This window comes from Caulobacter sp. FV2ps19 (assembly GCF_058681035.1).
Window position 1 is genome coordinate 3,525,380 of record NZ_CM178729.1, and the last position, 21,449, is coordinate 3,546,828.

23 protein-coding genes are annotated in these 21,449 nt (G+C 66.0%); 4 read left to right on the top strand and 19 right to left on the bottom strand.

Annotated features, from left to right (window positions below; genetic code table 11):
* Positions 1-6: 6 nt before the first annotated feature.
* Both ACW18B_RS16730 and lpxC read right to left on the bottom strand, forming a co-directional pair.
* The gene (locus ACW18B_RS16730) at positions 7-924 is read right to left on the bottom strand and encodes an outer membrane protein assembly factor BamD (protein ID WP_492048143.1); all 918 of its coding nucleotides are present in this window, start codon (positions 922-924) and stop codon (positions 7-9) included.
* Positions 925-1,030: 106 nt separating this feature from the next.
* Complete coding sequence (gene lpxC, locus ACW18B_RS16735) at positions 1,031-1,927, bottom strand: UDP-3-O-acyl-N-acetylglucosamine deacetylase (protein ID WP_492048144.1); 897 nt, start codon at positions 1,925-1,927, stop codon at positions 1,031-1,033.
* A 286-nt stretch (positions 1,928-2,213) separates the two neighbouring features.
* Here lpxC and ACW18B_RS16740 point away from each other — a divergent pair, with 286 nt between their 5' ends.
* Positions 2,214-4,295 carry a S9 family peptidase gene (locus tag ACW18B_RS16740; RefSeq protein ID WP_492048145.1) on the top strand — a complete coding sequence of 694 codons (2,082 nt, stop codon included), beginning with the start codon at positions 2,214-2,216 and terminating at the stop codon, positions 4,293-4,295.
* A gap of 95 nt (positions 4,296-4,390) precedes the next feature.
* Here the strand turns inward: ACW18B_RS16740 and ACW18B_RS16745 are convergent, their stop codons facing one another.
* The 6 genes from ACW18B_RS16745 to yajC all read right to left on the bottom strand — a co-directional run bounded on the left by ACW18B_RS16745 (position 4,391) and on the right by yajC (position 9,152).
* Positions 4,391-5,104 carry a squalene/phytoene synthase family protein gene (locus ACW18B_RS16745; RefSeq protein ID WP_492048146.1) on the bottom strand — a complete coding sequence of 238 codons (714 nt, stop codon included), beginning with the start codon at positions 5,102-5,104 and terminating at the stop codon, positions 4,391-4,393.
* A 67-nt stretch (positions 5,105-5,171) separates the two neighbouring features.
* Positions 5,172-5,786: a urate hydroxylase PuuD gene (locus ACW18B_RS16750; RefSeq protein WP_492048147.1), complete on the bottom strand. Its 615-nt coding sequence runs from the start codon at positions 5,784-5,786 to the stop codon at positions 5,172-5,174.
* Between the two features lie 71 nt (positions 5,787-5,857).
* Positions 5,858-6,220 (bottom strand): Mth938-like domain-containing protein, encoded by a 363-nt coding sequence (locus tag ACW18B_RS16755; protein WP_492048148.1) that lies wholly within the window; start codon positions 6,218-6,220, stop codon positions 5,858-5,860.
* Between the two features lie 2 nt (positions 6,221-6,222).
* Positions 6,223-7,188, bottom strand: coding sequence for a protein translocase subunit SecF (gene secF / locus ACW18B_RS16760; RefSeq protein ID WP_492048149.1), 966 nt, complete (start codon positions 7,186-7,188; stop codon positions 6,223-6,225).
* Positions 7,189-8,787, bottom strand: a complete 1,599-nt coding sequence (secD, locus tag ACW18B_RS16765; RefSeq protein ID WP_492048150.1) for a protein translocase subunit SecD — start codon at positions 8,785-8,787, stop codon at positions 7,189-7,191.
* A 56-nt stretch (positions 8,788-8,843) separates the two neighbouring features.
* Positions 8,844-9,152, bottom strand: coding sequence for a preprotein translocase subunit YajC (gene yajC, locus ACW18B_RS16770; RefSeq protein ID WP_492048151.1), 309 nt, complete (start codon positions 9,150-9,152; stop codon positions 8,844-8,846).
* A 115-nt stretch (positions 9,153-9,267) separates the two neighbouring features.
* Here yajC and ACW18B_RS16775 point away from each other — a divergent pair, with 115 nt between their 5' ends.
* On the top strand, positions 9,268-10,107 hold the full coding sequence (locus tag ACW18B_RS16775; RefSeq protein ID WP_492048152.1) for an ATP-binding protein: 840 nt from the start codon (positions 9,268-9,270) through the stop codon (positions 10,105-10,107).
* A gap of 470 nt (positions 10,108-10,577) precedes the next feature.
* On the top strand, positions 10,578-10,853 hold the full coding sequence (locus ACW18B_RS16780) for a hypothetical protein (RefSeq protein WP_492048153.1): 276 nt from the start codon (positions 10,578-10,580) through the stop codon (positions 10,851-10,853).
* A 39-nt stretch (positions 10,854-10,892) separates the two neighbouring features.
* Here the strand turns inward: ACW18B_RS16780 and dipM are convergent, their stop codons facing one another.
* From dipM to serS, 4 genes are all read right to left on the bottom strand, one after another.
* Positions 10,893-12,701 (bottom strand): cell division endopeptidase DipM, encoded by a 1,809-nt coding sequence (gene dipM, locus ACW18B_RS16785; RefSeq protein ID WP_492048154.1) that lies wholly within the window; start codon positions 12,699-12,701, stop codon positions 10,893-10,895.
* 96 nt (positions 12,702-12,797) lie between these two features.
* Positions 12,798-13,454, bottom strand: coding sequence for a protein-L-isoaspartate(D-aspartate) O-methyltransferase (locus ACW18B_RS16790; RefSeq protein ID WP_492048155.1), 657 nt, complete (start codon positions 13,452-13,454; stop codon positions 12,798-12,800).
* Positions 13,451-14,260, bottom strand: a complete 810-nt coding sequence (surE, locus tag ACW18B_RS16795) for a 5'/3'-nucleotidase SurE (protein ID WP_492048156.1) — start codon at positions 14,258-14,260, stop codon at positions 13,451-13,453. Before surE ends, ACW18B_RS16790 begins: the two co-directional genes overlap by 4 nt.
* Positions 14,261-14,265: 5 nt before the next feature.
* Positions 14,266-15,561 (bottom strand): serine--tRNA ligase, encoded by a 1,296-nt coding sequence (gene serS / locus ACW18B_RS16800; protein ID WP_492048157.1) that lies wholly within the window; start codon positions 15,559-15,561, stop codon positions 14,266-14,268.
* A gap of 372 nt (positions 15,562-15,933) precedes the next feature.
* On the opposite strand from serS, the gene ACW18B_RS16805 reads away from it, so the two are divergent.
* Positions 15,934-16,407: a hypothetical protein gene (locus tag ACW18B_RS16805; RefSeq protein ID WP_492048158.1), complete on the top strand. Its 474-nt coding sequence runs from the start codon at positions 15,934-15,936 to the stop codon at positions 16,405-16,407.
* Between the two features lie 123 nt (positions 16,408-16,530).
* On the opposite strand, the gene tatC is transcribed toward ACW18B_RS16805, so the two are convergent.
* The 7 genes from tatC to nagZ form a co-directional block, all read right to left on the bottom strand.
* Positions 16,531-17,430, bottom strand: coding sequence for a twin-arginine translocase subunit TatC (gene tatC / locus ACW18B_RS16810; RefSeq protein ID WP_492048159.1), 900 nt, complete (start codon positions 17,428-17,430; stop codon positions 16,531-16,533).
* Entirely contained in the window at positions 17,427-18,056 is a 630-nt protein-coding gene (tatB, locus tag ACW18B_RS16815) for a Sec-independent protein translocase protein TatB (protein ID WP_492048160.1), read from the bottom strand. Before tatB ends, tatC begins: the two co-directional genes overlap by 4 nt.
* Positions 18,057-18,141: 85 nt before the next feature.
* Positions 18,142-18,366, bottom strand: a complete 225-nt coding sequence (locus ACW18B_RS16820; protein ID WP_492048161.1) for a twin-arginine translocase TatA/TatE family subunit — start codon at positions 18,364-18,366, stop codon at positions 18,142-18,144.
* Positions 18,367-18,566: 200 nt separating this feature from the next.
* Positions 18,567-18,743: a hypothetical protein gene (locus ACW18B_RS16825; RefSeq protein WP_492048162.1), complete on the bottom strand. Its 177-nt coding sequence runs from the start codon at positions 18,741-18,743 to the stop codon at positions 18,567-18,569.
* Positions 18,744-18,791: 48 nt separating this feature from the next.
* Positions 18,792-19,454: an SMC-Scp complex subunit ScpB gene (gene scpB / locus ACW18B_RS16830; protein ID WP_492051756.1), complete on the bottom strand. Its 663-nt coding sequence runs from the start codon at positions 19,452-19,454 to the stop codon at positions 18,792-18,794.
* Between the two features lie 139 nt (positions 19,455-19,593).
* Positions 19,594-20,424: a segregation and condensation protein A gene (locus ACW18B_RS16835; RefSeq protein WP_492048163.1), complete on the bottom strand. Its 831-nt coding sequence runs from the start codon at positions 20,422-20,424 to the stop codon at positions 19,594-19,596.
* A complete protein-coding gene (gene nagZ / locus ACW18B_RS16840) occupies positions 20,421-21,443 on the bottom strand; it encodes a beta-N-acetylhexosaminidase (protein WP_492048164.1) in 1,023 nt (340 codons plus the stop codon). The genes ACW18B_RS16835 and nagZ overlap by 4 nt, the downstream gene beginning before the upstream one ends.
* Positions 21,444-21,449: the final 6 nt, after the last annotated feature.

Sequence of the window (21,449 nt, forward strand, 5' to 3'; positions counted from 1 at the left end):
CTGGGACTAGAGCCCCAGGATCCCCCGCAGGCCGCCCTTCTTGGCCGGCTTTTCGCCCGGCGGGGTCAGGGTGGCGTTCTTGTCGTGGACCAGACGATCCAGCAGATTCTTCTTGGCGCCGGGGGTCAGGGGCTCGACGGCGGGCTTCAGGCCGGCATTGGTGAGCAGCTTATAGGCGTCGGAATACCAGCGATCGCCGGGGAAATTATAACCCAGCACCGCGCCGTTGCGCTTGGCTTCTTCGGTCAGGCCCAGGGTCAGATAGGCTTCGACCAGACGGAACAGGGCCTCAGGGGTGTGCGACGTGGTCTGGTGACGGTCGATCACGGTCTTGAACCGGCCGATCGCGGCCAGGGTCTGGCCCTGACGCAGATAGTAGCGGCCGATGGCCATTTCCTTGCCGGCCAGCTGGTCATTGACCATGTCGATCTTCAGGCGGGCGTCCTGAGCGTATTCACTATCAGGATAACGCTGAACCACGTCCCGCAGCGCGCCGAGCGCCTGCTCCGTCGCGGCTTGGTCGCGATTGACGTCGACGATCTGCTCGAAATAGCAGACGGACTTCAGATAGTAGGCGTAGGAGGCCGAAGGGTTGCCCGGATAGAGCGAGATGAAGCGATCCGCGTCGCCGATCGCATCTGCGTATTGGTTGCCCTGATAGTGCGCAAAGCCCGTCATCAGGATCGAGCGGCGCGACCATTCCGAATAGGGATGCTGGCGCTCGACCTCGCGGAAATAGTCGACGGCCTCGTTCCAGTTGCCGCGGTCGAGACGATCCGCGCCCGTGGCGTAGAGCAGTTCCACCGGACGCTCTTCATAGGCCAGGGTCGGCTTCTTGGACTTGCCTGCGCAGCCCGCGACAGAGACGGCGACGAGAAGGGCGGCGAAGACGACTGCCGAACGACCCGGAAATTTAAGAAGCACGGACTATCACCCTCGAAGCAACGCGCGCCTCGGCGCCGTGGAAGGCTTCTACACCACGCCGCTTGGGGCGCAAATGAGAAGGCTCGACGATGCCGGTCGCGCTTATCTAGACCGCCTCGGCCAGTTCCAACGCATGAGTGCGAAGGCGCCAGGCGCGCGGCTGGGCCAGCAACGCCCGAACCACGGCGTTATTGAGGCCGTGACCGGCCAGCACGCCTTCAAAGCGACCGATAATCGGCGCGCCCAGAACATAGAGATCGCCCACCGCGTCCAGCGCCTTGTGGCGCACGAACTCGTCGGAACGGCGCAGACCTTCAGGATTGAGCACCCGATCGCCGTCGATCACGACGGCGTTCTCCATCGAACCGCCCCGCGCCAGGCCTATAGCGCGCAGCGCCTCAACATCCCGGAGAAAGCCGAAGGTGCGGCAGTTGGACAGCTCGGACCGGAAGGTTTCCTCATCAACCGTGAAATCAACGCGCTGACGGCCGATGGCCTGGCTGTCGAAGGCGATCTCGAAGGCGACCTCGAAGCGATCGGACGGCGCCAGGCTGGCGAACTTGTCGCCCTCCTCAACCCGGATCGGCTCCAGAATCTCGATATAGTTGCGCGCGGCTTCCTGCTTGCGGCGGCCGGCGCGGTCCAGGATCTGCACGAACGGTTCCGAAGACCCGTCCATGATCGGAACCTCAGGGCCATCCAGTTCGACAATGCAGTTGTCGATCGACAGAGCGGCCAGAGCGGCCATCAGATGCTCGATGGTCGAGACCCGCACGTCGGCGGCATTATTGATCACGGTGCCCAGCTGGGTCTGGCAGACCGCATCAGGCTTCACGGCCACGCGGTTATCGCGATCACGAACGTCGGTGCGCACGAACATGATCCCGGCGTCGATCGCTGCCGGGCGCACCGCGACACGGACGTGCTCGCCGGTGTGCAGGCCAATCCCCGCAAAGATCACCGGTCCCGCGACCGTGTGCTGAAAATACGCCGAAGCCGACACGAAAAACCCTTATCAATCTGTTCGAGCACGGCCCTGCGGCCGCTCTAAACCTTGTGTACCATTTAGGGACTTCGCCGCAGTGCGGCAAAGCAAGTCGTGTTTCGGATTGTTACCGGACAAACCCTTGTAATCATGACATTTTTTCGCCGCAAAATGGCCCTGAAAAATAGAGCGACGTTCGGCGAGACCGGGCTCGATCGCGCCCCCTGCCCCCTAGCCTTGAGCACATGCCCCCGGTAGGCTTGGCCGTCTTCAGGGAAAGAAAAAGGCCCAGATTTTGCGTTTGATGATCAACACCTTGCGTGTCGCCGCTTCGGCCATCGCCCTCTCCGCCGCCTTCACCGGCGCGGCCCTGGCCCAGACCCCCGTGTTCACCGCCAAGGACATGGCCAGCCTTGATCGCCTGGGCGATCCGCGCGTCTCGCCCGACGGCGCCTGGGTGCTCTATGATCTGCGCACCGTCGATTTCCCGGCCAACAAGAGCGCCCACGCGCTGTGGATCGCCGATGCGAAGGGCAAGACGCCGCCGCGCAAGCTGGCGGTCTCGACCGGCGGGATTGGCTCGGCGCGCTGGTCGGCCGACGGCAAGGCGATCTATTTCATCTCGGGACGCGCCGGCGGCGTCGATCAGGTGTTCCGCACCGATATGACCGGCGAGACCGCCGTCCAGGTGACGTCCATGCCGTTCGACGTTGGCGCCTACAAGGTTGCGCCCAACGGCAAAACCCTCGTGGTCAGCCAGGCGGTGTTCCCGGACTGTCCGGATCTGGGCTGCACAGCGGCCCGCCTGGACGCTCGCAAGGCCCAGAAGAACAGCGGCGTCGTCTATGACCGCCTGTTCGTCCGCCACTGGGACACCTGGGCCGACGGGACGCAGAACCATCTCTATGCCGTGACCCTGGACGACAAGGGCGTGGCCACCGGCGCGCCCGTCGCGCTGATGAACGGCTTCGACGGCGACTCGCCGACCAAGCCCTTCGGCGGCGATGAGGACTTCACCATCTCGCCCGACAGCAAGACGGTGGTGTTCTCGGCCAAGGTAGCCGGCCAGGACGAGTCCTGGACGACCAATTTCGATCAGTGGTCGGCCTCGCTGGACGGCTCGACCAAACTGCAGAACCTGACCGTCGCCAACAAGGCCTGGGACACCGCGCCTGTGTTCTCGGCCGACGGCAAGTGGGCGGCCTATCGCGCCATGAAACGCCCGGGCTTCGAGGCGGACCGCTTCGGGATCATCCTGCGCGACCAGACCACCGGCCAGGAGCGCGAACTGGCCGCCGACTGGGACCGCTCGGCCGACGCCATCGCCTTCAGCCCCGACGGCAAGACGATCTACGCCCAGGCCGGCGATGTGGGGCAGGTCAGGATCTTCGCCATCGACATCAAGACCGGCAAGGTCACGCCGCTGACCGGCGATGGCCATGTGATCGCGTTCGAGGTCGCGCCCAAGGGCCTGATCTACACCGCCGATAGCCTCAAGGGGCCGGCCCAGCTGTTCAGCCTGCCCGCCAAGGGCGGCAAGCCGACCCAACTGACCACGATCGCCGCCGAGGCGCTCAAGGGCGTCGCCTGGGGCGAGCCCGAGCAGTTCAGCTTCAAGGGCTGGAATGACGAGACCGTGCATGGCTTCGTGATCAAGCCGGCCAATTTCGACCCGGCCCGCAAGTATCCGGTGGCCTTCCTGATCCATGGCGGCCCACAGGGGTCGTTCAACAACAGTTGGTCGTACCGCTGGAACCCGCAGATCTACGCCAATGCCGGCTACGCCGTGGTGATGGTCGATTTCCACGGCTCCACCGGCTACGGCCAGGCCTTCACCGATGCGATCAGCCAGCACTGGGGCGACCGCCCGCTGGAAGACCTGCAGAAGGGCTGGGCCTTCGCGACCAGCCAGTACAAATTCCTGGACGCCGACCGCGCCTGCGCCCTGGGCGCTTCATACGGCGGCTACATGATCAACTGGATCGCCGGCAACTGGAACGCGCCCTGGAAGTGCCTGGTCAATCACGACGGCGTCTTTGACCAGCGCGCCATGGGCTATTCGACCGAAGAGCTGTGGTTCACCGAGTGGGAAAACGGCGGCGCGTTCTATGACAAGCCCGAGGCCTATGAGCAGTTCAATCCGGTCGACCACGTCAAGGCGTGGAAGAAGCCGATGCTCGTGGTCCAGGGCGGCAAGGACTACCGCATCCCGATGGCCCAGGGCCTGGGGACCTTCACGGCCCTGCAGCGCCAGGGCGTCGAGAGCAAGTTCCTCTACTTCCCCGACGAGAACCACTGGGTGCTGAAGCCGCAGAATTCGGTGCAGTGGCATACCGAGGTGCTGGGCTGGCTGAACACGTACACCGCGCCGAAGAAGGCGCAGTAGAGGCGAACACTTGCCCCCTCCGGGCCTTCGGCCCTCCTCCCCCGTAGGGGGAAGATGAGGTCGCCGCGGTCAGGAGGGGGCAAGCGCCGTGAAGATCAGAAAAGGCCCGTCGCCACCGACCAGGTGAGGCGGGCCTTTTTCTCGAGCTCGCCGAGGTCGCGGCCCCGGGCATAGGCCTTGGCTAGGGCGACCGGCGCGACTGCCGGAAAAGCCGCCACCGGCAGGCCCTTGAGTTCCCCTCGCGCCGCCTTCAACTGCTCGCCGACCCGCCGCCCGACCTCGGCCTGGGTCCAGTCTTCCGGCAGACGCGAACGGCCCGCCTGTTTCAGCCGCCACAGCCCGGCCAGACCATAGGCGCGGGCCGCGCCCTTCACAGCATGCGGATCGGTTGCGGGATCCAGCCGACGCGCCGCCAGCACGGCCAGGGCGCCGGCGGTGGCGTCGACATAGGCCAGGGCTCCAGCCTCGTCGGCGGGCGGCGCGTCGTCCAGATCGGCGAACCGGGCTTCGGCCATCGCGGCCAGAGCCAGCGGGTCGATCCCCGAGGCGGCGATAGCCTCGACATTGGGATGCTTGCGTGGGGTCTTGCCGGCCGCGATCTCTTCCATGGCCTCACGCCACCAGGTCAGGCGGATCTCGCCCATCAGGGCGTTGGAGACCCCGCCGGCCACCCGAGCCAGTTCATAGTTGAAGCCGTAGAGCGCGATGACGGCGCCCCGCGCCCCGGGATCGGCGATGAAGCGGCTGGCCAGCCAGCGGTCGGGATCGACGCGGCGGACGAGGTCGTCGAGGGTTTCGGTATCGGCCATGGTCTCAAACGGAAAAAGGCCCGCTCAGCGCGAGCGGGCCCTTCCCTTACACGAGTCTGGCTCAGATTTAGCCGAACAGAGTCTGGTACATCGTCATGGTGGCCAGCATCGGGATGCTGAGCAGCGTGTTGATGCGGCTAAACAGCATGGCCATCTTGGCCGCCTTGGCCTTGGCGTCGGCGTCCACTTCGATGATGCCCAGCGCGCGCTTCTGGTTGGGCCAGATCACGCCCCAGACGTTCAGGAACATGATCGTCGCCAGCCACATGCCCAGGCCGATGAAGGTGAAGCCCATATCGACGCCGCGCTCATAGCCGCCCCAGAGGCCCAGGGTTGCAGCTTCGCCCAGATAGCCGCGGCTCAAGGCCAGGACCACGCCCATCACCCAGGTCGCCAGGGCCGACCAGCGGAACCAGAACAGAGCCTCAGGAGCGATATACTTGGAAACGGCGGGCTTCAGTTCGGCCGGGATCAGCGGCATCACGCGGATCTGCACGAAGTTGAAATAGTACAGCAGACCGATCCACAGGATACCGAAGAACACATGCATCCAGCGGAACACCGCCTGGAAATAGGCGACGTCGAAACCGTGCGGACTATGGCCAAAGCCAAAGATGATGACCAGCGCCAGCACGAAGCTGACGATCATCGTGTTGCGAAAATTGGAAAGCAGCCCAACCATTTCAGCCCCCTGAAGCTTAAGTCTTTGATCGAGCTATAGGCCGGTTCGAAGAGTCGGCAAAGAGCGCTCCGTCAGACCGCGATCAGGGCGGCGGCCAGACGGCGCCCCTCGCTGGCCAGCACATTGTAGGTTCGCGCCGCAGCCTCGGTGCTCATGAACTCCAGGCCCACGCCTGCGGCCTTCAGGGCGTCACGCACGGTCCGGGGCGGCAGAGCGTTGACCAGCCCGCCGCCCAGCAGCACGAATTCCACCGCGCCGCCGGCCAGGAAGACCTCTGCGAAGTCATTCGGCGTCAGGCTGGTCAGCGACGTCGCCGTCCAGTTCCGCGGCTGATCATCGATGATCAGCAGCGAGCCCGGCCGCCAGTCGCCGGAAACGCGAAAGCCGCCGCCGCCCCAGGCGTCAATCGAGGGCGGGCGGCGAAGCTCGGCCATCTTTACGGACGCGAAGCCGCGCCCAGCTTCTGGGGCGTAGCTTCCTCGTCATTGCGCTTGACGCCCCACATCAGAATGATCGGCGCGCCGACATAGATCGACGAATAGGTGCCGATCACGATGCCGAAGATCATCACGATGGAGAAGCTGAACAGGGCTTCGCCGCCGAAGATCGCCAGCCCCGCCAGGGCCATCACGGCGGTGAGGCCGGTAATGATGGTGCGCGACAGGGTTTCATTGATCGACAGGTCGATCACGTCGCCCAGTGGCAGTTTCTTGTACTTGCGCAGGTTCTCGCGCAGTCGGTCGAACACGACGACGGTGTCGTTCATCGAATAGCCGATCACCGTCAGCAGAGCCGCCACGGTGTTGAGGCTGAACTCGATCTTGAACAGCACGATGAAACCGAACGTCAGGATCAGGTCGTGCAGCAGGCCGGCCACGGCGCCCAGGCCAAACTGGGGCTCGAAGCGGAACCAGATGTAGAGAAACATCAGGCCGACGGCGAGCACGAGGGCCAGGATGCCGCTGCGGAACAGCTCACCGGAGACCTTGGGTCCGACGACGGAGGGGTTCAGGAACTGCACAGACTCACCCAGGGCCTGACGCAGTTCGCCCTGCACCTTGCGCATCGTGCCGTCGGCGTCCGCGCCGGTCGGCGTCTGGAAGCGGACCAGAGCATGGTTGTCCACGCCGAAGGCCTGGACCTGCACATCGCCAAGCCCCTGGGAGCCCAGGGTTTCGCGAACCTTGCCCAGGTCCAGGGCGCGCGGCGCGGTGGAGACTTCCATCACCGACCCGCCCTTGAAGTCGATGCCCAGGTTGAGGCCGGGATAGAACACGCTCACCAGCGAGGCGGCGCACAGCAGAACGCTGATCAGGCCCGCGAGGCGCGCGAACTTGACGAAGGTGAAGTTGGTTGTCTGCGGGAGCAGCTTGATCAGGGGCCAGGCCATGGGTTTGCTCACTCAGATCGGAAGTTTCTTGGGGCGGGCGGCGCGGAACCACCAACCGATGAGAAGCTGGCTGACCATCACCGCCGTGAACACCGAGGTGAACACGCCGATCGACAGCGTCCAGGCGAAGCCCCGCACGGGGCCTGCGCCGAAGACGAACATGATGGCGGCCGCCACCAGGGTCGTGACGTTGGCGTCGATGATCGTGCCCATGGCGCGGGAGAAGCCGGCGTCCGCCGCCATGATCGGCGACTTTCCGGCTCTCGCTTCATCGCGCATGCGCTCATAGATCAGCACGTTGGCGTCAACCGCGACCGCCAGGGTCAGGATCAGGCCGGCGATGCCGGGCAAGGTCAGGGTCGCCTGGGTCAGGGACATGGCCGCCACGATCATCATGCCGTTGATGACCAGGGCGATGACCGAGATGCCGCCAAACAGCATCCCGTAGCTGAGCAGCATGAACACCACGATGGTGACGAAGGCCACCAGGGTGGAAACCGCGCCGGCCTTGACGGCGTCAGCGCCCAGTTCAGCGCCGACCGTGCTGCGTTGCTCCACCTTTAGCGGCGCGGGCAAGGCGCCCGACCGCAGCAGCAGAGCCAGTTCGGAGGCGCTTTCCGGCGTAAAGTTCCCGGTGATGATCCCCGAACCGCCGGGCAGCGGGCCATTGATCACCGGCGCCGAGATCACCTTGCCGTCCAGGACGATGGCGAACTTCTTGCCGACATTGCGGGCCGTGGCGTCGCCAAACTTGCGACCGCCCTGGCCGTTGAACGCGAACGACACCGCCGGCGCGCCGTTTTGGTCAAAGGTCTGTTGCGAGCCCTTCAGCTCATCGCCGGACACCACGGCGCGCTTGCGCACCGCATAGACGGCGACATAGCGGTCCTCGCTGGGCAGAACCTCGGTGCCGGGGGGAATGCGTCCGGCGGCTATGTCATCGGGGGTCACCGATTCGTCGACCATCTGGAAGGTCAGCTTGGCGGTCTTGCCGACCACCGACATCAGCTTTTCAGGATCGCTCTCGCCGGCCGCCTGGATGACGATCCGGTCCACGCCCTGGCGGGTGATGGTCGGCTCCTTGGTGCCCAGGCTGTCGATCCGGCGGCGGATCGTCTCGATCGACTGTTCCACCGCCATCGAGGCGTCGGCCTTGGAGGCTTCCGGGACGAAGGCGATTTCCAGATACTGGTTGTCGCGTTCGTTGACCGAGATGTCGCGACCGCCGACCGCGCCGACCAGGGGCGCCCCCACCGACTTGCGCAGCAGGCTGGCCGCGTCCTTGACCTTGGCCGCATCGGTGATGCGCACCCTGACCACGCCGTCGACGCCGGCCAGCTCCCCGAACGCAATCTGCTCGCCGCGCAGACCCGTCCGCACATCCTCAACGAGGTTGGTCAGACGTTCCTTGCGCAAGGCCTCCGTATCGACGGCGTACATCAGGTACGAACCGCCTTGGAGGTCGAGGCCCAGATTGAGCTTCTGCTTGGGCAGCCAGCCCGGAAACGCATCAAGCGTCTTCTGCGGCAGCAGATTGGGCAGGGTGAACAGCAGGCCGAAGATCACCGACAAGGTGACGACGATGATCTTCCAGCGGGACAGTTTCAGCATGGATTACAGGCTCTGGACGACGCCTTGCGGCGCCTCGGTCGTGGGCGTTTGGACAATCAGCTCTTGGGATCGTTGGCCGGGGCGGGTTCGCCCTTGGCGCGGACCTCGGTGATCATGCCCTTGACGACCTTGACGGTGACGCCCTGGGCGATCTCGACGCCGACTTCCTTGTCCTCGACGCGCACGATCTTGCCCAGCATGCCGCTGGACAGCACGACATTGTCGCCGCGCTTCAGGTTGCCCAGCATCACCTGATGCTCCTTGGCGCGCTTCTGCTGCGGACGGATCAGCATGAAATAGAACAGCACCACCATCAGGATGATGGGGGCGATTTGCATAAGCTGCTGGCTCAGACCACCGGGCATGACGTCTCCAAATATCTGCGGGCGCGTCCCTCATATAGGGTCGCGCCAAGTCGGCGGAAGCTATGCGTTCACCTCCGCTTTTGCAATGAGCCGCCGGCGAGGATACGACCACGCCATGATTGACGCCCAAAACACCCTGCTCGCCCGCATCGCCGAAGCCCTGGAACGCCTGGCCCCGGCCGCGCCCAAGGCGCCCGATTTCAGCGCCGCGCGGCTGTTCCGGCACGACTCCGCCGCCGACGCCTTCATCGCCGCGCCCGACTATCCCATGGCGCTGGACCTGCTGGTCGGCGTCGAGCGGCAGAAAGATCGGTTCGTCGAGAATCTGAACCGCTTCGCCGTCGGCCTGCCCTGCAACCACATCCTGCTGTGGGGCGTGCGCGGCACGGGCAAGAGTTCGCTGACCAAGGCCGCCTTCATGGCGGTCAGCGCCGATCACGCCGGCCTCAAGCTGGTCGAGATCGATCGCGACGAGATCGCCGCCCTGCCCCCGCTGTTCGATCGGCTGCGCACGCGCCCCGAGCGCTTCGTGGTGCTGTGCGACGACCTGTCGTTCGAGGACGGCGCGGCCGCGGCCAAGGCCCTGAAGTCGGCCCTGGAAGGCGGTGTGGCCGGTCCGCCGGAAAACGTGCTGTTCGTCGCCACCTCCAACCGCCGCCATCTGATGCCCCGCGACCATGTCGAAAGCCAGGGCGCCATTGCCGCCGCCGAGGACGCCGAAGAGGAGATGAGCGTCTCCGACCGCTTCGGCCTGTGGATCGGCTTCCCGCCCATGGACCAGCCGACCTATCTGGAGGCGATCCGCACCTATGCGCAGCGCTTCGACCTCGTGGTCGACAATCTCGACCGCCGGGCTCTGCAGTGGTCGCAATTGCGCGGCGCCCGCTCGGGCCGCGTGGCCTGGCAGTTCATCCGCGACCTGGCCGGCGAGCAGGGCAAGCGCCTGCCGGGGTAAGGCGGGCCACGGCCCCCTACGGGCCGCTTCGCGACCATCTTCCCCCGGAGGGGGAAGATGAAACGCGCGGCCCCCATCTTCCCCCTCCGGGCAGGGCTATCGCATATGGATCTGGCGCTAAAAGACCCAGCCTTCCTGGGCCTTGTGCCCAGGACCCATGGCGCGGCGGATGCGGACTTGGGTCGGTGTTACGGGCCGTTCAGCCGCGAATAGCGCCCAAATCAAAGCCTGCCTCAAACATGGGTCCTGGGCACAAGGCCCAGGAAGGCAAGATTTTTGAGTTTGTTAAAGGCTTGGGTCCGTCAGCAACCCATATGCGATAGCCCTCCATTCGCGGGGAAGACGGTTAGCAGACGGCGCGGTCTCCCCCGCCCTCCAGGAGAGGGTTGTTTATCCCCGTCCCTGACCGGGGACGGCGCGATCGCTATCCCCGGTTTTGAGAGACGCGTCCCAGGAACGGGCCTATATTGATGCTGCAAATCCTCCAGGAGTTCGCCATGGGCAAGCCGTGGTTTCGGACCAAGCAATACGGTTTTGGCGCAGGCCTGCCCTGCCGTTGGCAAGGCTGGGCGTCCCTGGCCGTGTTCGGCGTCGCGATCATCGGCCTATCAGCCTTGCCCGAGACGATCACTGAGGCCCATCCCTCGCTGCCCCTCGGCCTGGGCGGCTTTCTGTTCGTCGGCTTTATCGTGCTGGTCTGGCGCAAGAGCGACAAGCCCTGGGGCTGGCGCTGGGGCGGCCAATAGAAGAAAGGCCCGCCTCTTTCGAAGCGGGCCTTCTGCAGTCTACTTCGGCAAAACCAGGGCCGGATCGACCGGCCGGGCCTTGTCCTTCACCGTCGGCGCATAGCGCATCTCGAAGTGCAGCTGGGCCTCCGTGACGCCGCCCGTGGCGCCCACCGTGCCCAGCTGCTGCCCCTTCACGACCTGCTGGCGCATCTTCACATCGGTCGAGCCCAGATGGGCATAGGCCGTGACCCAGCCGTCGGCGTGCTTGACCAGCACCAGATTGCCGAAGGTGGGCACCTGGTTGCCGGCATAGGCGATCTCGCCGTCGTCGGCCGACACCACGGGCGTACCCGCAGCGGCGCGGATGTTCAGGCCGTCATTGCGTTGGCCCGTGCCCTTGACCCCGAAGTCGGAAAGCACCTCGCCGCGCAGGGGCCAGATGAAGCGGCCCTTGCCGGAGGCGATGATCTCGGCCTCGGTCGGGGCGGCGCTGCTTTCGATGATCGTGCGGGTCGGCGCGGGGGGCGGCGAAACCGGCATGGCGGCGACCGGCGCGCTGGGCGTCGAGGCGCTGGGCCGATAGGGAATCGGCGCCGACGGGGTGCTGACCGGAGCCTCCGCCTGGGCGTAGGGGGTCGACGGCGCGCCGGGCCGGGTCGTGGTGGTCCTGATCGGGCCCTTGTCCTTGTAGCCGGCAGGCAGGCGGAGCTTCTGGCCTTTCTTGACCGAGGCGCTGGTCTTGAGGGTGTTGGCGGCGGCCAGCGCCTTGACGCTGACGCCGAAGCGCTGGGCGATCTGGGTCAGGGTGTCGCCGGACTGGGCGACATAGGCCTTGTAGCTGGTCGCGGGGCCCTTGATCTTGGCGCCCAGCTTCAGCGGCTTGTCCACGTTGAGATCGTTGACGTCGGCGACCTCCTTGACGCTCATGTCGAAGCGCCTGGCGATCGCGGTCAGGGTGTCGCCGGACTTCACCGTATAGACCTGACGCGGGCCCGTTACGCTCACCACAGAGCCGGTGACGCTGGTCGTGGTGGTGGTGACGCTGGCGGGCGGGGTCGAGACGGGCGGCGTCGAAACCGGCTGGGTCGTGGGCCGGGCGGCTTCCATCGGACGCGGCGCCGGAGCGGTTTCGCGAACGACCGTCGGGCTGCTGGACGGCGGCGGCGACACGGCGGTCTTGGTCGGCCCCTTGTCCTTGTAGCCTTCGGGCAGCAACAGCTTCTGTCCGACCCGGATCCCGTCGCCGATCTTGAAGTCGTTCAGGGCGGCCATTTCGTCGGGGTCGACGCTGAACCGCTTGGAGACGGCATACATCGTGTCGCCCGACTGGACGACATAGGCCTTGGCGTTGCTGGCCGGGCCGACGATCTTCTGACCCAGCTTCAGGCGATAAGGCGGCTTGAGGTCGTTGAGCTTGACCAGTTCGGCGCGGGTCGAACCAAAGCCGCGGGCGATGGCGTCCAGGGCGTCGCCGGACTCGACGATGCGAACCTTGGGCTTGCCCGCCACATCGATGACCGGGCCGGCCACGGACGTGACGATGATCGGGGCGACGGGACGGATCTGGGCCTGCGGCTGCGGCGCCGGCGGCGGCGGCGGAAGTTCCGTCCTCGAAACCGGCGGCTCGCGATAGGTGGGCTCGGCCGGGACCGGGATCGGCTCGCGGCGGATCACTTCGCTGGGCTCAGGCGTGGTGTCCAGCGGCTGGGCCTGACTGATCGGGAAGTTCGGCGTCGGGGCGCGAGAGGCCGGGCTGGGCGCCTGACCTTCGCGCGGAGGGTACTGGGGTTGCGAGGTCGTCTCGCAAGCGGCCAGGGTTCCAGCCGTCAGGGCGATCACCGCCGCGCGCGTCCACAACTGCCTCATAGCCTCTCCTTTCCCTGCGTGACCTTCAGACGGGCCCGCAAGGGTGAATCAATCGTTAAAACGAGGACGCGACGCAGGTCTCGTCCCCAATAATCGTCACTGGTCGCGGGCCACGCCGTCGAGCAACGGCACGAACCGGACGTCGCAAAGCGCCTCGACCTTGAAACCCCCCTTGCCGTCGCCGGCATAGCGGCGAAGGCTCTGCACCGGCCCCTTGCCGATCGGCGCCACGAGAACGCCGTTCGGCTTGAGCTGGGACAGCAGTCGCTTGGGATCATCTTCGGCTGCGGCCGTGACCATAATACGGTCAAACGGAGCCTGTTCGTTCCAGCCCTCGCCGCCATCGCCGAACTTGGTGATCACATTGGTCAGACCCAGCTTATGGAACCGCGCCTCGGCCTCCTTCATCAGGGTGCGATAGCGCTCGATCGTATAGACGAGGCGCGACACCTTGCTCAGAATGGTGGTCTGGTAGCCCGACCCGGTGCCGATCTCCAGCACGCGCGAGCGCGGCTCGATAGTCAGGGCCTGGGTCATCAGGCCCACGATATAGGGCTGGCTGATGGTCTGGCCGCAGGCGATCGGCAGGGCCGAATCTTCCCACGACCGGTCCTTGAACAGATCGGGTGTGAACAGGTCGCGCGGCGTGGTCTCGATGGCCTTCAGGACCTGGGGGTCGGTGATTCCCTGGTCGCGCAGCGCCTTCATCAGCCGGGGCAGATCAGCCGCCGCCGCGGCCTTGGCCTTGGTCATGCGTCCACACTGTCCTTGACGTCGGGCGCCTTGGGCGGCGCGCCGCCCAGCAGGCCCTTCAGGGCATAGACCGTCTCGTTATGGGTGAGATCGATGTGCAGCGGCGTCACCGAGATCTTGCCCTCATACACCGCCTTCAGATCGGTGCCCTCCTTGGGCGCGGACGCCGTGGCGGTGAAGCCCATCCAGTAATAGTCGCGACCGCGCAGGTCGGTGCGCTTGTCCCAGTGGCGCAGGTGACCGTCGCGGAAGCCCTGGCGCGTAACCTCGACGGTCGTCACCGCTTCCGGCGGCAGGGCCGGGAAGTTGACGTTCATGATCACGTCATTGGGCCAGCCCACGTCCAGCAGGCGCTGGATGATGCCCGGACCATAGGTTTCAGCCGTCTCCCAATGGGCGACGACCTCGTCGTGGAAATAGTTCATCGCCTGCGACAGGGCGATCGACGGAATACCCAGGGCCATGCCCTCGATGGCGCCGGCCACGGTGCCCGACAGGGTGACGTCTTCGGCCAGGTTCTGGCCGCGATTGACGCCCGACAACACCAGATCCGGCGCGGGCCCCTCGATCAGTTGCTGCACGGCCATCATCACGCAGTCAGTGGGCGTGCCCTCGACGGCGAAGCGCTGGGGGTCGAGGCGGCGCACCCGCAGCGGATCGGCCAGGGTCAGGGCCCGGCTGGCGCCCGACTGCTCGTATTCCGGCGCGCAGATCCAGACGTCATCGCTGAGGGCGCGGGCGATCTTCTCCAGCGCGACGAGGCCCGGCGCGTGAATGCCGTCGTCGTTGGTGAGGAGGATACGCATGCGGCTCAGGCCTGCCCGCCGATATGCGTCACGCCGCCCATATAGGGCACGAGGACATCGGGGATGGTGATGCGGCCGCTTTCGTCCTGGTAGTTTTCCAGCACCGCCACCAGGGTGCGCCCCACCGCCAGGCCCGAACCGTTGAGGGTATGGACATGGTGGCCGCCCTTCTCGCCGGTCTTGCGATAGCGGGCGTCCATGCGGCGGGCCTGGAAGTCGCCGCAGTTGGAGCACGAGCTGATCTCGCGGAAGGTGTTTTGCGACGGCAGCCAGACCTCCAGGTCATAGGTCTTGCGGGCGCTGAACCCCATGTCGCCGGCGCACAGCAGCATGGTGCGGAACGGCAGGTTCAGGGCCTTCAGCACCGCCTCGGCGCAGCCGACCATGCGCTCGTGCTCGGCCTCGCTCTGGTCGGGCGTGGTGATCGAGACCAGCTCGACCTTGTAGAACTGGTGCTGGCGGATCATGCCGCGCGTGTCGCGACCAGCCGACCCGGCTTCCGAGCGGAAGCTGGGCGTCAGGGCGGTCATCCGCATCGGCAGCTCGTCCTCGGCGGTGATCTGCTCGCGGATGATGTTGGTCAGGGAGACTTCGGCGGTGGGGATCAGCCAGTGATCCACCGTGGTCTTGAAGAGGTCATCGGCGAACTTCGGCAGCTGCCCCGTGCCAAACAGCGCCTCGTCCTTGACCAGCAGCGGCGGGCTGATCTCGACATAGCCATGCTGCACAGTCTGCAGGTCCAGCATGAACTGGCCGATGGCGCGTTCCAGCCGGGCGATCTGGCCCTTCAGCACCACGAAGCGCGAGCCGCTCATCCGGGCGGCGGCTTCAAAGTCCATGCCGCCCAGGGCCGCGCCGAGCTCGACATGGTCCTTGGGGGCGTTCAGGCGGCCGGCGGGCAGCTTGGAGGCGTCGCCCCAGCGGCGGATCTCGATATTGCCGGCCTCGTCCTCCCCCGGCGGCACATCGTGGGCCGGGATATTGGGCAGGCTGGCCAGCAGGTCGCGTAGCTGGCCGCCGGCCTCGGCTTCCAGCACAGCGGCGTCCGCCATCAGGGTCTTGAGGGTCTCGACCTCGGCCATCAGGGCCTGGGCTTCCACCTCGTCCTTCTTGGCCTTGGCCATGCCGATGCGCTTGGAGGCCTCGTTGCGCTTGGCCTGGCTTTCCTGCAGCGCCGTCTGGGCCGCGCGCAGCTGGGCGTCCAGCTTGACGGCCTCGGCGGCCGCGCCGGACCGCCCCTTGGCCGACCACGCGGCTTCGAAGACGTCGGGATTATCGCGGATGGCCTTGATGTCGTGCATCGGAAGTGGGCTCGAGGAGTGCGTAGGGAGACGACCTCTCTAAGGCGCGTCGTGAATGGCGCCAACCTTTTCGGCCCAAGGCTCCACAACCGCCGCCGAAAGCGCCCCGAGCTGAAAATGGAGCAGACTTTAATATAGATCGGCGGCAGCACACCGAACGTCGGCGCGCTCAAATCGAAGACGCCGCACCCTTAGAGTTCAAACGCAACAGAGATGGAGAAATTTCCCTATTGCGAAGTCATAAGACCTGCATTTTTTACAGGTAATTTTCGTTAATATTGTTTTTGCACCTTGATTTAAGGCGGACATGAAAAACAGCGCGCCAAGTAACCAGCGTCACGATTTCAAACAACAAACAACAGGATAAAAACCTTGAAGAAGTTCGTCGCCCTGACCGCCCTCGTCACCCTCTCCGCCGCCATCGCCGCGCCCGCCAGCGCCGCCACGCTTGTTCGCATTTCCCTGGCCAACAAGTCCGAAGCTCAGATCACCGGCGAGATCAAGACCGCGGCCCAGACCGTCTGCGCGACCGAAAAGGCCGGCTATGTCGAAGACTGCGTCAATGGCACGGTGTTCAACGCGACCCGCCAGCTGAACAGCATCATCAAGGCCCGCACCACGCCCAAGGCGATCGAGAGCAACGAAGTCGTGAGCGTCGTCCGCGTTTCGCTGAAGGGGAAGTCTTCCGACCAGATCCAGACCGAAATCCGCTCCGCCGCTGAACAGGTCTGCAAGGCCGACAACATCAGCCGCTACGACTACACCATGTGCGTCAGCGCCACGGTCCGTTCGGCCAAGGCCCAGGTTCAGGCCATGAACGCCGGCCAAACCAAGACCGCCGCCTAAACCGGTCTTTCTGTCCGATCGTATCAATGCGATCGGTTACAGACTCTCAGGAGACCAGGACAAGCCTCCGCCCTTTTCGAGGGCGGGGGTTTTTCTTTTTCAGACCCAGGCTGAGCCGCGCGTCTAGAGCGTGGCGATCTCGTTGCGCTCGCTCTCGGTCTTGGCCCGGCTGCGCTCGATCAACCACACGCACCAGATGCCGATCTCGTAGAGCAGCACCATCGGCAGGGCCAGGGTCATCTGGCTGATCGGATCGGGCGGGGTCAGGATCGCCGCGGCGATGAACACGCCGACGATGGCGTAGCGACGCCCCTCGCGCAGAAGCTTGCTGCTGATGATGCCCGCCACGCCCAGCAGCGACACCACCACCGGAAGCTGGAAACACAGGCCAAAGGCCAGAAGCAGCGAGGTCACCAGGGTCAGATAGTCGCTGACCTTGGGCAGGAGCTGGATGTTGATACCCGCCGTCGACACCTGCTGGCTCAGGGCGAACCACAGCACGAAGGGCAGCATCACGAAATAGACCAGGGCCGCGCCCAGGAAGAACATTACCGGCGAGGCCAGCAGGAACGGCAGGAAGGCGCCGCGCTCGTTCTTGTACAGCCCCGGGGCCACGAAACGGTAGAGCTGCCAGGCCAGGACCGGGAAGGTCAGCACCACCGCGCCGAAGCCGGCCAGCTTCAGCTTGGTGAAGAAGAACTCCAGCGCCGCCGTATAGACCAGGTCCAGGGCCTTGGTGGAGCCGACAGGAATGTCCTTCAGGCCCAGCAGGGCCAGCAGCAGATCGAACGGGCCATGGTTGCCGCCCGCATGCTGTACGCCGAGCAGTTGCTGGGCCACGGTGAACGGCTTGACCAGAAACAGGAAGATCTGGTCGGCAAAGGCGAAACAGATCCCGAACCCGACCATCAGCGCCAGCACGCAGATGATCAGGCGCGTGCGCAGCTCCACCAGATGCTCCAGCAGCGGGGCGCGCGAGGCCTCGATCTCGTCTTCGGGCTCATGGCCGATAGCGTTCGTCACGAGGCGATATCCGAAGTGGTCGAACCGCCAGCCTTGGCCGCGCGCTTGCGCGGGGCCCGGGTCGGCTTGGGCGCGTCAATCGTCGTCCCGGTCTTGCCGGCGCGCTTGCGGGGCGCCTCGGAGACAGCGGGGGCGGCGCGCTTGCGCGGCGCCTTGGAGGCAGCGGGTTCGACGATGGCGGGGGTCTTCGCGGCGCGGGGCTTGCGAGGCTTGGCGGCGACCGGTTGATCCACGCGCTCCGCAGCCGCTTCCGGCGGCAGGATCGACGGCTCGGAGGGCTGATAGCCGGCATAGGGGTGCGCCTGGACGGTCCCGCTGTTCAGGCTGGCGTCGATCTCGGCGAAGGTCTGGTCGACGCCGACGTCCTTGGCCTGATCGGCCGCCTCGTGCAGCGGAGCGGTATATTGCCCCGAGCGCATGGCCTCGACCTCGCGGCGCAGGTCTTCCAGTTCCGACTGGCGGGCCATTTCGTCGAAACTGGCGCGAAACTCCGACGCCATGCCGCGCATCTTGGCGACGAACTGGCCGAGCTTGCGCAGCAACAGGGGCAGATCCTTGGGCCCCACCACGATCAGAGCGACCGCGGCGATGACCAGGAGTTCTGTGCCGCCGACATCAGGAAGCATGGACGCGCCTTAGAGCGAGGCGGACCAGCCGCCCTCGCCAAATGAAGGGGACGCGCGCGACGGATCAGCCCGCGCGCCCGGAGAATTAGGACTTACGCAGATCTTCTTCTTCGGCCTTGGTGCGCGGCAGCGCGCCCTTGGCCTTGTTGTCGGCGACTTCGTCGCTGACGTCATCCTTCAGGCCGTCCTTGAACGCCTTGATGCCCTTGGCCGCGTCGCCCATGATTCCCGACAGCTTGCCGCGACCGCCAAACAGCAGGGCCACGACCGCGAGGACGATCACCCAGTGAATCCAGCTCATGCTACCCATAGCGACCATGCTCCTTGCGACAGCGGCCCATTAGCCGCTGCGGCGCGTCGTTACAATCTCTCATGCAATATAGGCGGTCGCGAGGCGCAGCGCCAAGGGCTGTAAGTCGTCGCCGCTTTTTACTTCTGCCCTTCTCGCCACAAGGGCGTGTGTTCACCGGGACCGACAAGGCCTCCTGGTCGCGATCTGAAGGTCTGGTTTCAGGGGCTGTGCTGAAGGCCGCCCGCCAGCCTGGGCGACTGTTGACGTCGTGCGTCCTTCGAGGCCCGCTGCGCGGGCGCCTCAGGATGAGGCGCTTTTTGGCGACTGAAGTCCTCATCCTGAGGTGCGAGGCGAAGCCGAGCCTCGAAGGACGCAAGGTGGTGGCGGACATCCACCCCGAACAGACGATGAGAAGGTCCGCTGTCAGGGGCCCCAAAGAGGAATCACCCCTTCTCGATCTCCCCCAGGAAGTCCTGAGCGAACTCCGGCGCGTCGTCGCCGTCTTCCAGGGGGTCCTCGTCCTCGCCGGGGCGCAGGCCCAGAGGATCGGGCACGGAGAACCCGGGCGGCAAGTTCATTTCCAGCAGGCCCGCGGCCTTCATCTCGGTGACGCCCGGCAGGTCTGACAGGGTGGCCAGGCCGTAGTGCTCGAGAAAGGCGTCGGTGGTGCCGAAGGTCACCGGCCGGCCCGGCGTGCGTCGGCGGCCGCGCATGCGCACAAGACCCAGCTCCAGCAGCACGTCGAGGGTGCCGCGACTGGCCTGAACGCCGCGCACGGCCTCGATCTCGGCCCGGGTGACGGGCTGGTGATAGGCGATGATGGCCAGGGTTTCCTGGGCGGCCTTGGACAGCCGGCGCGGCTCCTCGCGCTCCTGCGTCATCAGGAAGGCCAGGTCCGTCGCGGTCTGGAAGCGCCAGCGATTGGCGACGCAGACCAGCGCGATCCCCCGCCCCTCATAGCGCGCACGCAAGGCCGCGATCCCGGCCTGGATGTCCGCGCCTTCTGGCAGACGCTTGGCCAGGTCGACGTCGCTGAGCGGCTCGGCGGCGGCGAACAGCAGCGCCTCGATGCAGCGCTCGGTCAGGAGGGGGTCGAGGGTCATCAGGCCAAGCACACCAAAGTCGTTGTCATCCCGGACAAGCGAAGCGCAGATCCGGGACCGCCGGAAGCGCCGTCGTTCACGCGTCGGTCCCGGATCTTCGCGCTACGCGCTCGTCCGGGATGACAGGCTGTGTTGGAAACGCTCACGCCTCAGCCTCCATCGGCTCAGCCCGCGTGCGCAGGTAGATGTCCGAGAACGCTTCCAGCTGGCGCGCCTCCAGCACGCCCTCCTTCACCAGTTCCAGCGACGCCGCCAGGGTCGAGGCCAGGTACGAGGCCGGCGAGGGGCCCTCGTCTTCATCCTCCTCCAGCCAGCGCTCCATCGGGGCGACGACCGACAGGGTCGTCCAGTCGTCCATCTTCGGCAGCATCGACCTCAGGCGGTCGCGGGCGTCCTCCAGCGGATAGGCCGTGGGCGGCCGCGGCGCGTAGTAGCGGCTGTGCTCGCGTTTGCGCTGGCTGATATAGGCGCTCATCAGGCTGTAGAGATCGCCCTCCAGCCGGGCGGAGGAGATGATGCTGACGGCGTCGGGATCGCCGCGCATGAACACGTCGCGCTTCAGCACCGGGCGCTCCTTCAGGGCCTCGACGGCCTGACGCATGACGTCCAGCTTGGCCAGGCGGAAGGCCAGCTGCGCGGCCATTTCCTCAGCCGGCGGCTCCTCGGCCTTGGCGCGGTCGGGCTTGGGCAGCAGCAGGCGGGACTTCAGATAGGCCAGCCAGGCGGCCATCACCAGATAGTCCGCCGCCAGCGAGAAACGCACCCGCCGGGCCTGTTGCACGAAGGCCAGATACTGCTCGGCCAGCTTGGTGATCGACAGCTGCAGCAGGTCGACCTTCTGGCTGCGCGCCAGGGCCAGCAGCACGTGCAGCGGCCCTTCATAGCCGTCGATGTCGATGACCAGCGCCGCGCCGTCTTCCGCCGCCGCGTGGGCGGCTTCGAAATCAAGCGTGGGCTGGAACCCCGTTGTCACGCAAACTTCCCGTCAAACGCGGCGTCGAACCGGGCCCGGGCCTCGGCGACATCGAAGGGCTCGACCACCTTGACCAGGCGGTTCATCACCGCCTGCGACCGGCGCCGGGCCTCGCGGGACAGACCGCCGACCCCGGACATCACGGCCTTCATCTCGCCCATGTCGCCATTGCAGTGCAAAACAACGTCACAGCCGGCCGACAGGCTGTCCCTGGCGCGCTGCTTGAAGTCGCCGGACAGGGCCTTCATCGACAGGTCGTCGCTCATCAGCAGGCCGTCGAAGCCGAGGGACTCGCGAATGATCTTCTTGATGGCCTTTTTCGAGGTCGTGGCCGGATGCTTGCGGTCGATGGCCGTGTAGACGACGTGGGCGGTCATCGCCATCGGCATGTCGGACAGCACCCGGAACGGCGCGAAGTCCCGGGCGTCCAGCTCGGCCAGCTTGGCCTTGACCACCGGCAGTTCCAGATGGCTGTCGCTCAGGGCGCGGCCGTGGCCGGGGATGTGCTTGATGATCGGCAACACGCCGCCGGCCAGCAGCCCCTCGGCGGCGGCCCGGCCCAGCGTCGCCACTTGCTCGGGCGTGTCGCCATAGGCGCGGTCGCCGATGATCTCGTGGCCCTGGGGATCGGGCACGTCCAGCACCGGCACGCAGTCGACATTGACGCCGATGGCGCGCAGGTCGTGGGCGATCAGACGCGCGCCCAGACGGGTGATCTCGCGGGCGACCAGCGGATCATTGGCCACCAGCGCGCCATAGGCGCGGCCGGGCGGATAGGTCTTCCAGTGCGGGGGTTGCAGGCGGGCGACGCGGCCGCCCTCCTGGTCGATCAGGATCGGCGCGTCCGGCCGGCCGACCGTGTCGCGCAGGGCGCTGGTCAGGGCCCTCACCTGCTCCAGGTCGGCGATATTGCGCTTGAACAGGATGAAGCCCCAGGGCTTCACGTCCCTGAAAAAGGCGGCTTCCTCGGCCGACAGGGTGGTCCCGGCGCAGCCGAAGATCGCGGCGGAGATGCTCAAGCGCCC

Bases quoted from the DNA above. Each gene is read 5' to 3' on its own strand.
- tatB (WP_492048160.1), bottom strand. From the start codon at position 18,056: ATGCTTCCTGATGTCGGCGGCACAGAACTCCTGGTCATCGCCGCGGTC.
- ACW18B_RS16790 (WP_492048155.1), bottom strand. From the start codon at position 13,454: ATGACCAAGGCCAAGGCCGCGGCGGCGGCTGATCTGCCCCGGCTGATG.
- dipM (WP_492048154.1), bottom strand. From the start codon at position 12,701: ATGAGGCAGTTGTGGACGCGCGCGGCGGTGATCGCCCTGACGGCTGGA.
- ACW18B_RS16780 (WP_492048153.1), top strand. From the start codon at position 10,578: ATGCTGCAAATCCTCCAGGAGTTCGCCATGGGCAAGCCGTGGTTTCGG.
- ACW18B_RS16745 (WP_492048146.1), bottom strand. From the start codon at position 5,104: ATGGCCGATACCGAAACCCTCGACGACCTCGTCCGCCGCGTCGATCCC.
- ACW18B_RS16820 (WP_492048161.1), bottom strand. From the start codon at position 18,366: ATGGGTAGCATGAGCTGGATTCACTGGGTGATCGTCCTCGCGGTCGTG.
- ACW18B_RS16740 (WP_492048145.1), top strand. From the start codon at position 2,214: ATGATCAACACCTTGCGTGTCGCCGCTTCGGCCATCGCCCTCTCCGCC.
- serS (WP_492048157.1), bottom strand. From the start codon at position 15,561: ATGCACGACATCAAGGCCATCCGCGATAATCCCGACGTCTTCGAAGCC.
- yajC (WP_492048151.1), bottom strand. From the start codon at position 9,152: ATGCCCGGTGGTCTGAGCCAGCAGCTTATGCAAATCGCCCCCATCATC.
- ACW18B_RS16775 (WP_492048152.1), top strand. From the start codon at position 9,268: ATGATTGACGCCCAAAACACCCTGCTCGCCCGCATCGCCGAAGCCCTG.
- ACW18B_RS16755 (WP_492048148.1), bottom strand. From the start codon at position 6,220: ATGGCCGAGCTTCGCCGCCCGCCCTCGATTGACGCCTGGGGCGGCGGC.
- ACW18B_RS16750 (WP_492048147.1), bottom strand. From the start codon at position 5,786: ATGGTTGGGCTGCTTTCCAATTTTCGCAACACGATGATCGTCAGCTTC.
- surE (WP_492048156.1), bottom strand. From the start codon at position 14,260: ATGCGTATCCTCCTCACCAACGACGACGGCATTCACGCGCCGGGCCTC.
- secD (WP_492048150.1), bottom strand. From the start codon at position 8,787: ATGCTGAAACTGTCCCGCTGGAAGATCATCGTCGTCACCTTGTCGGTG.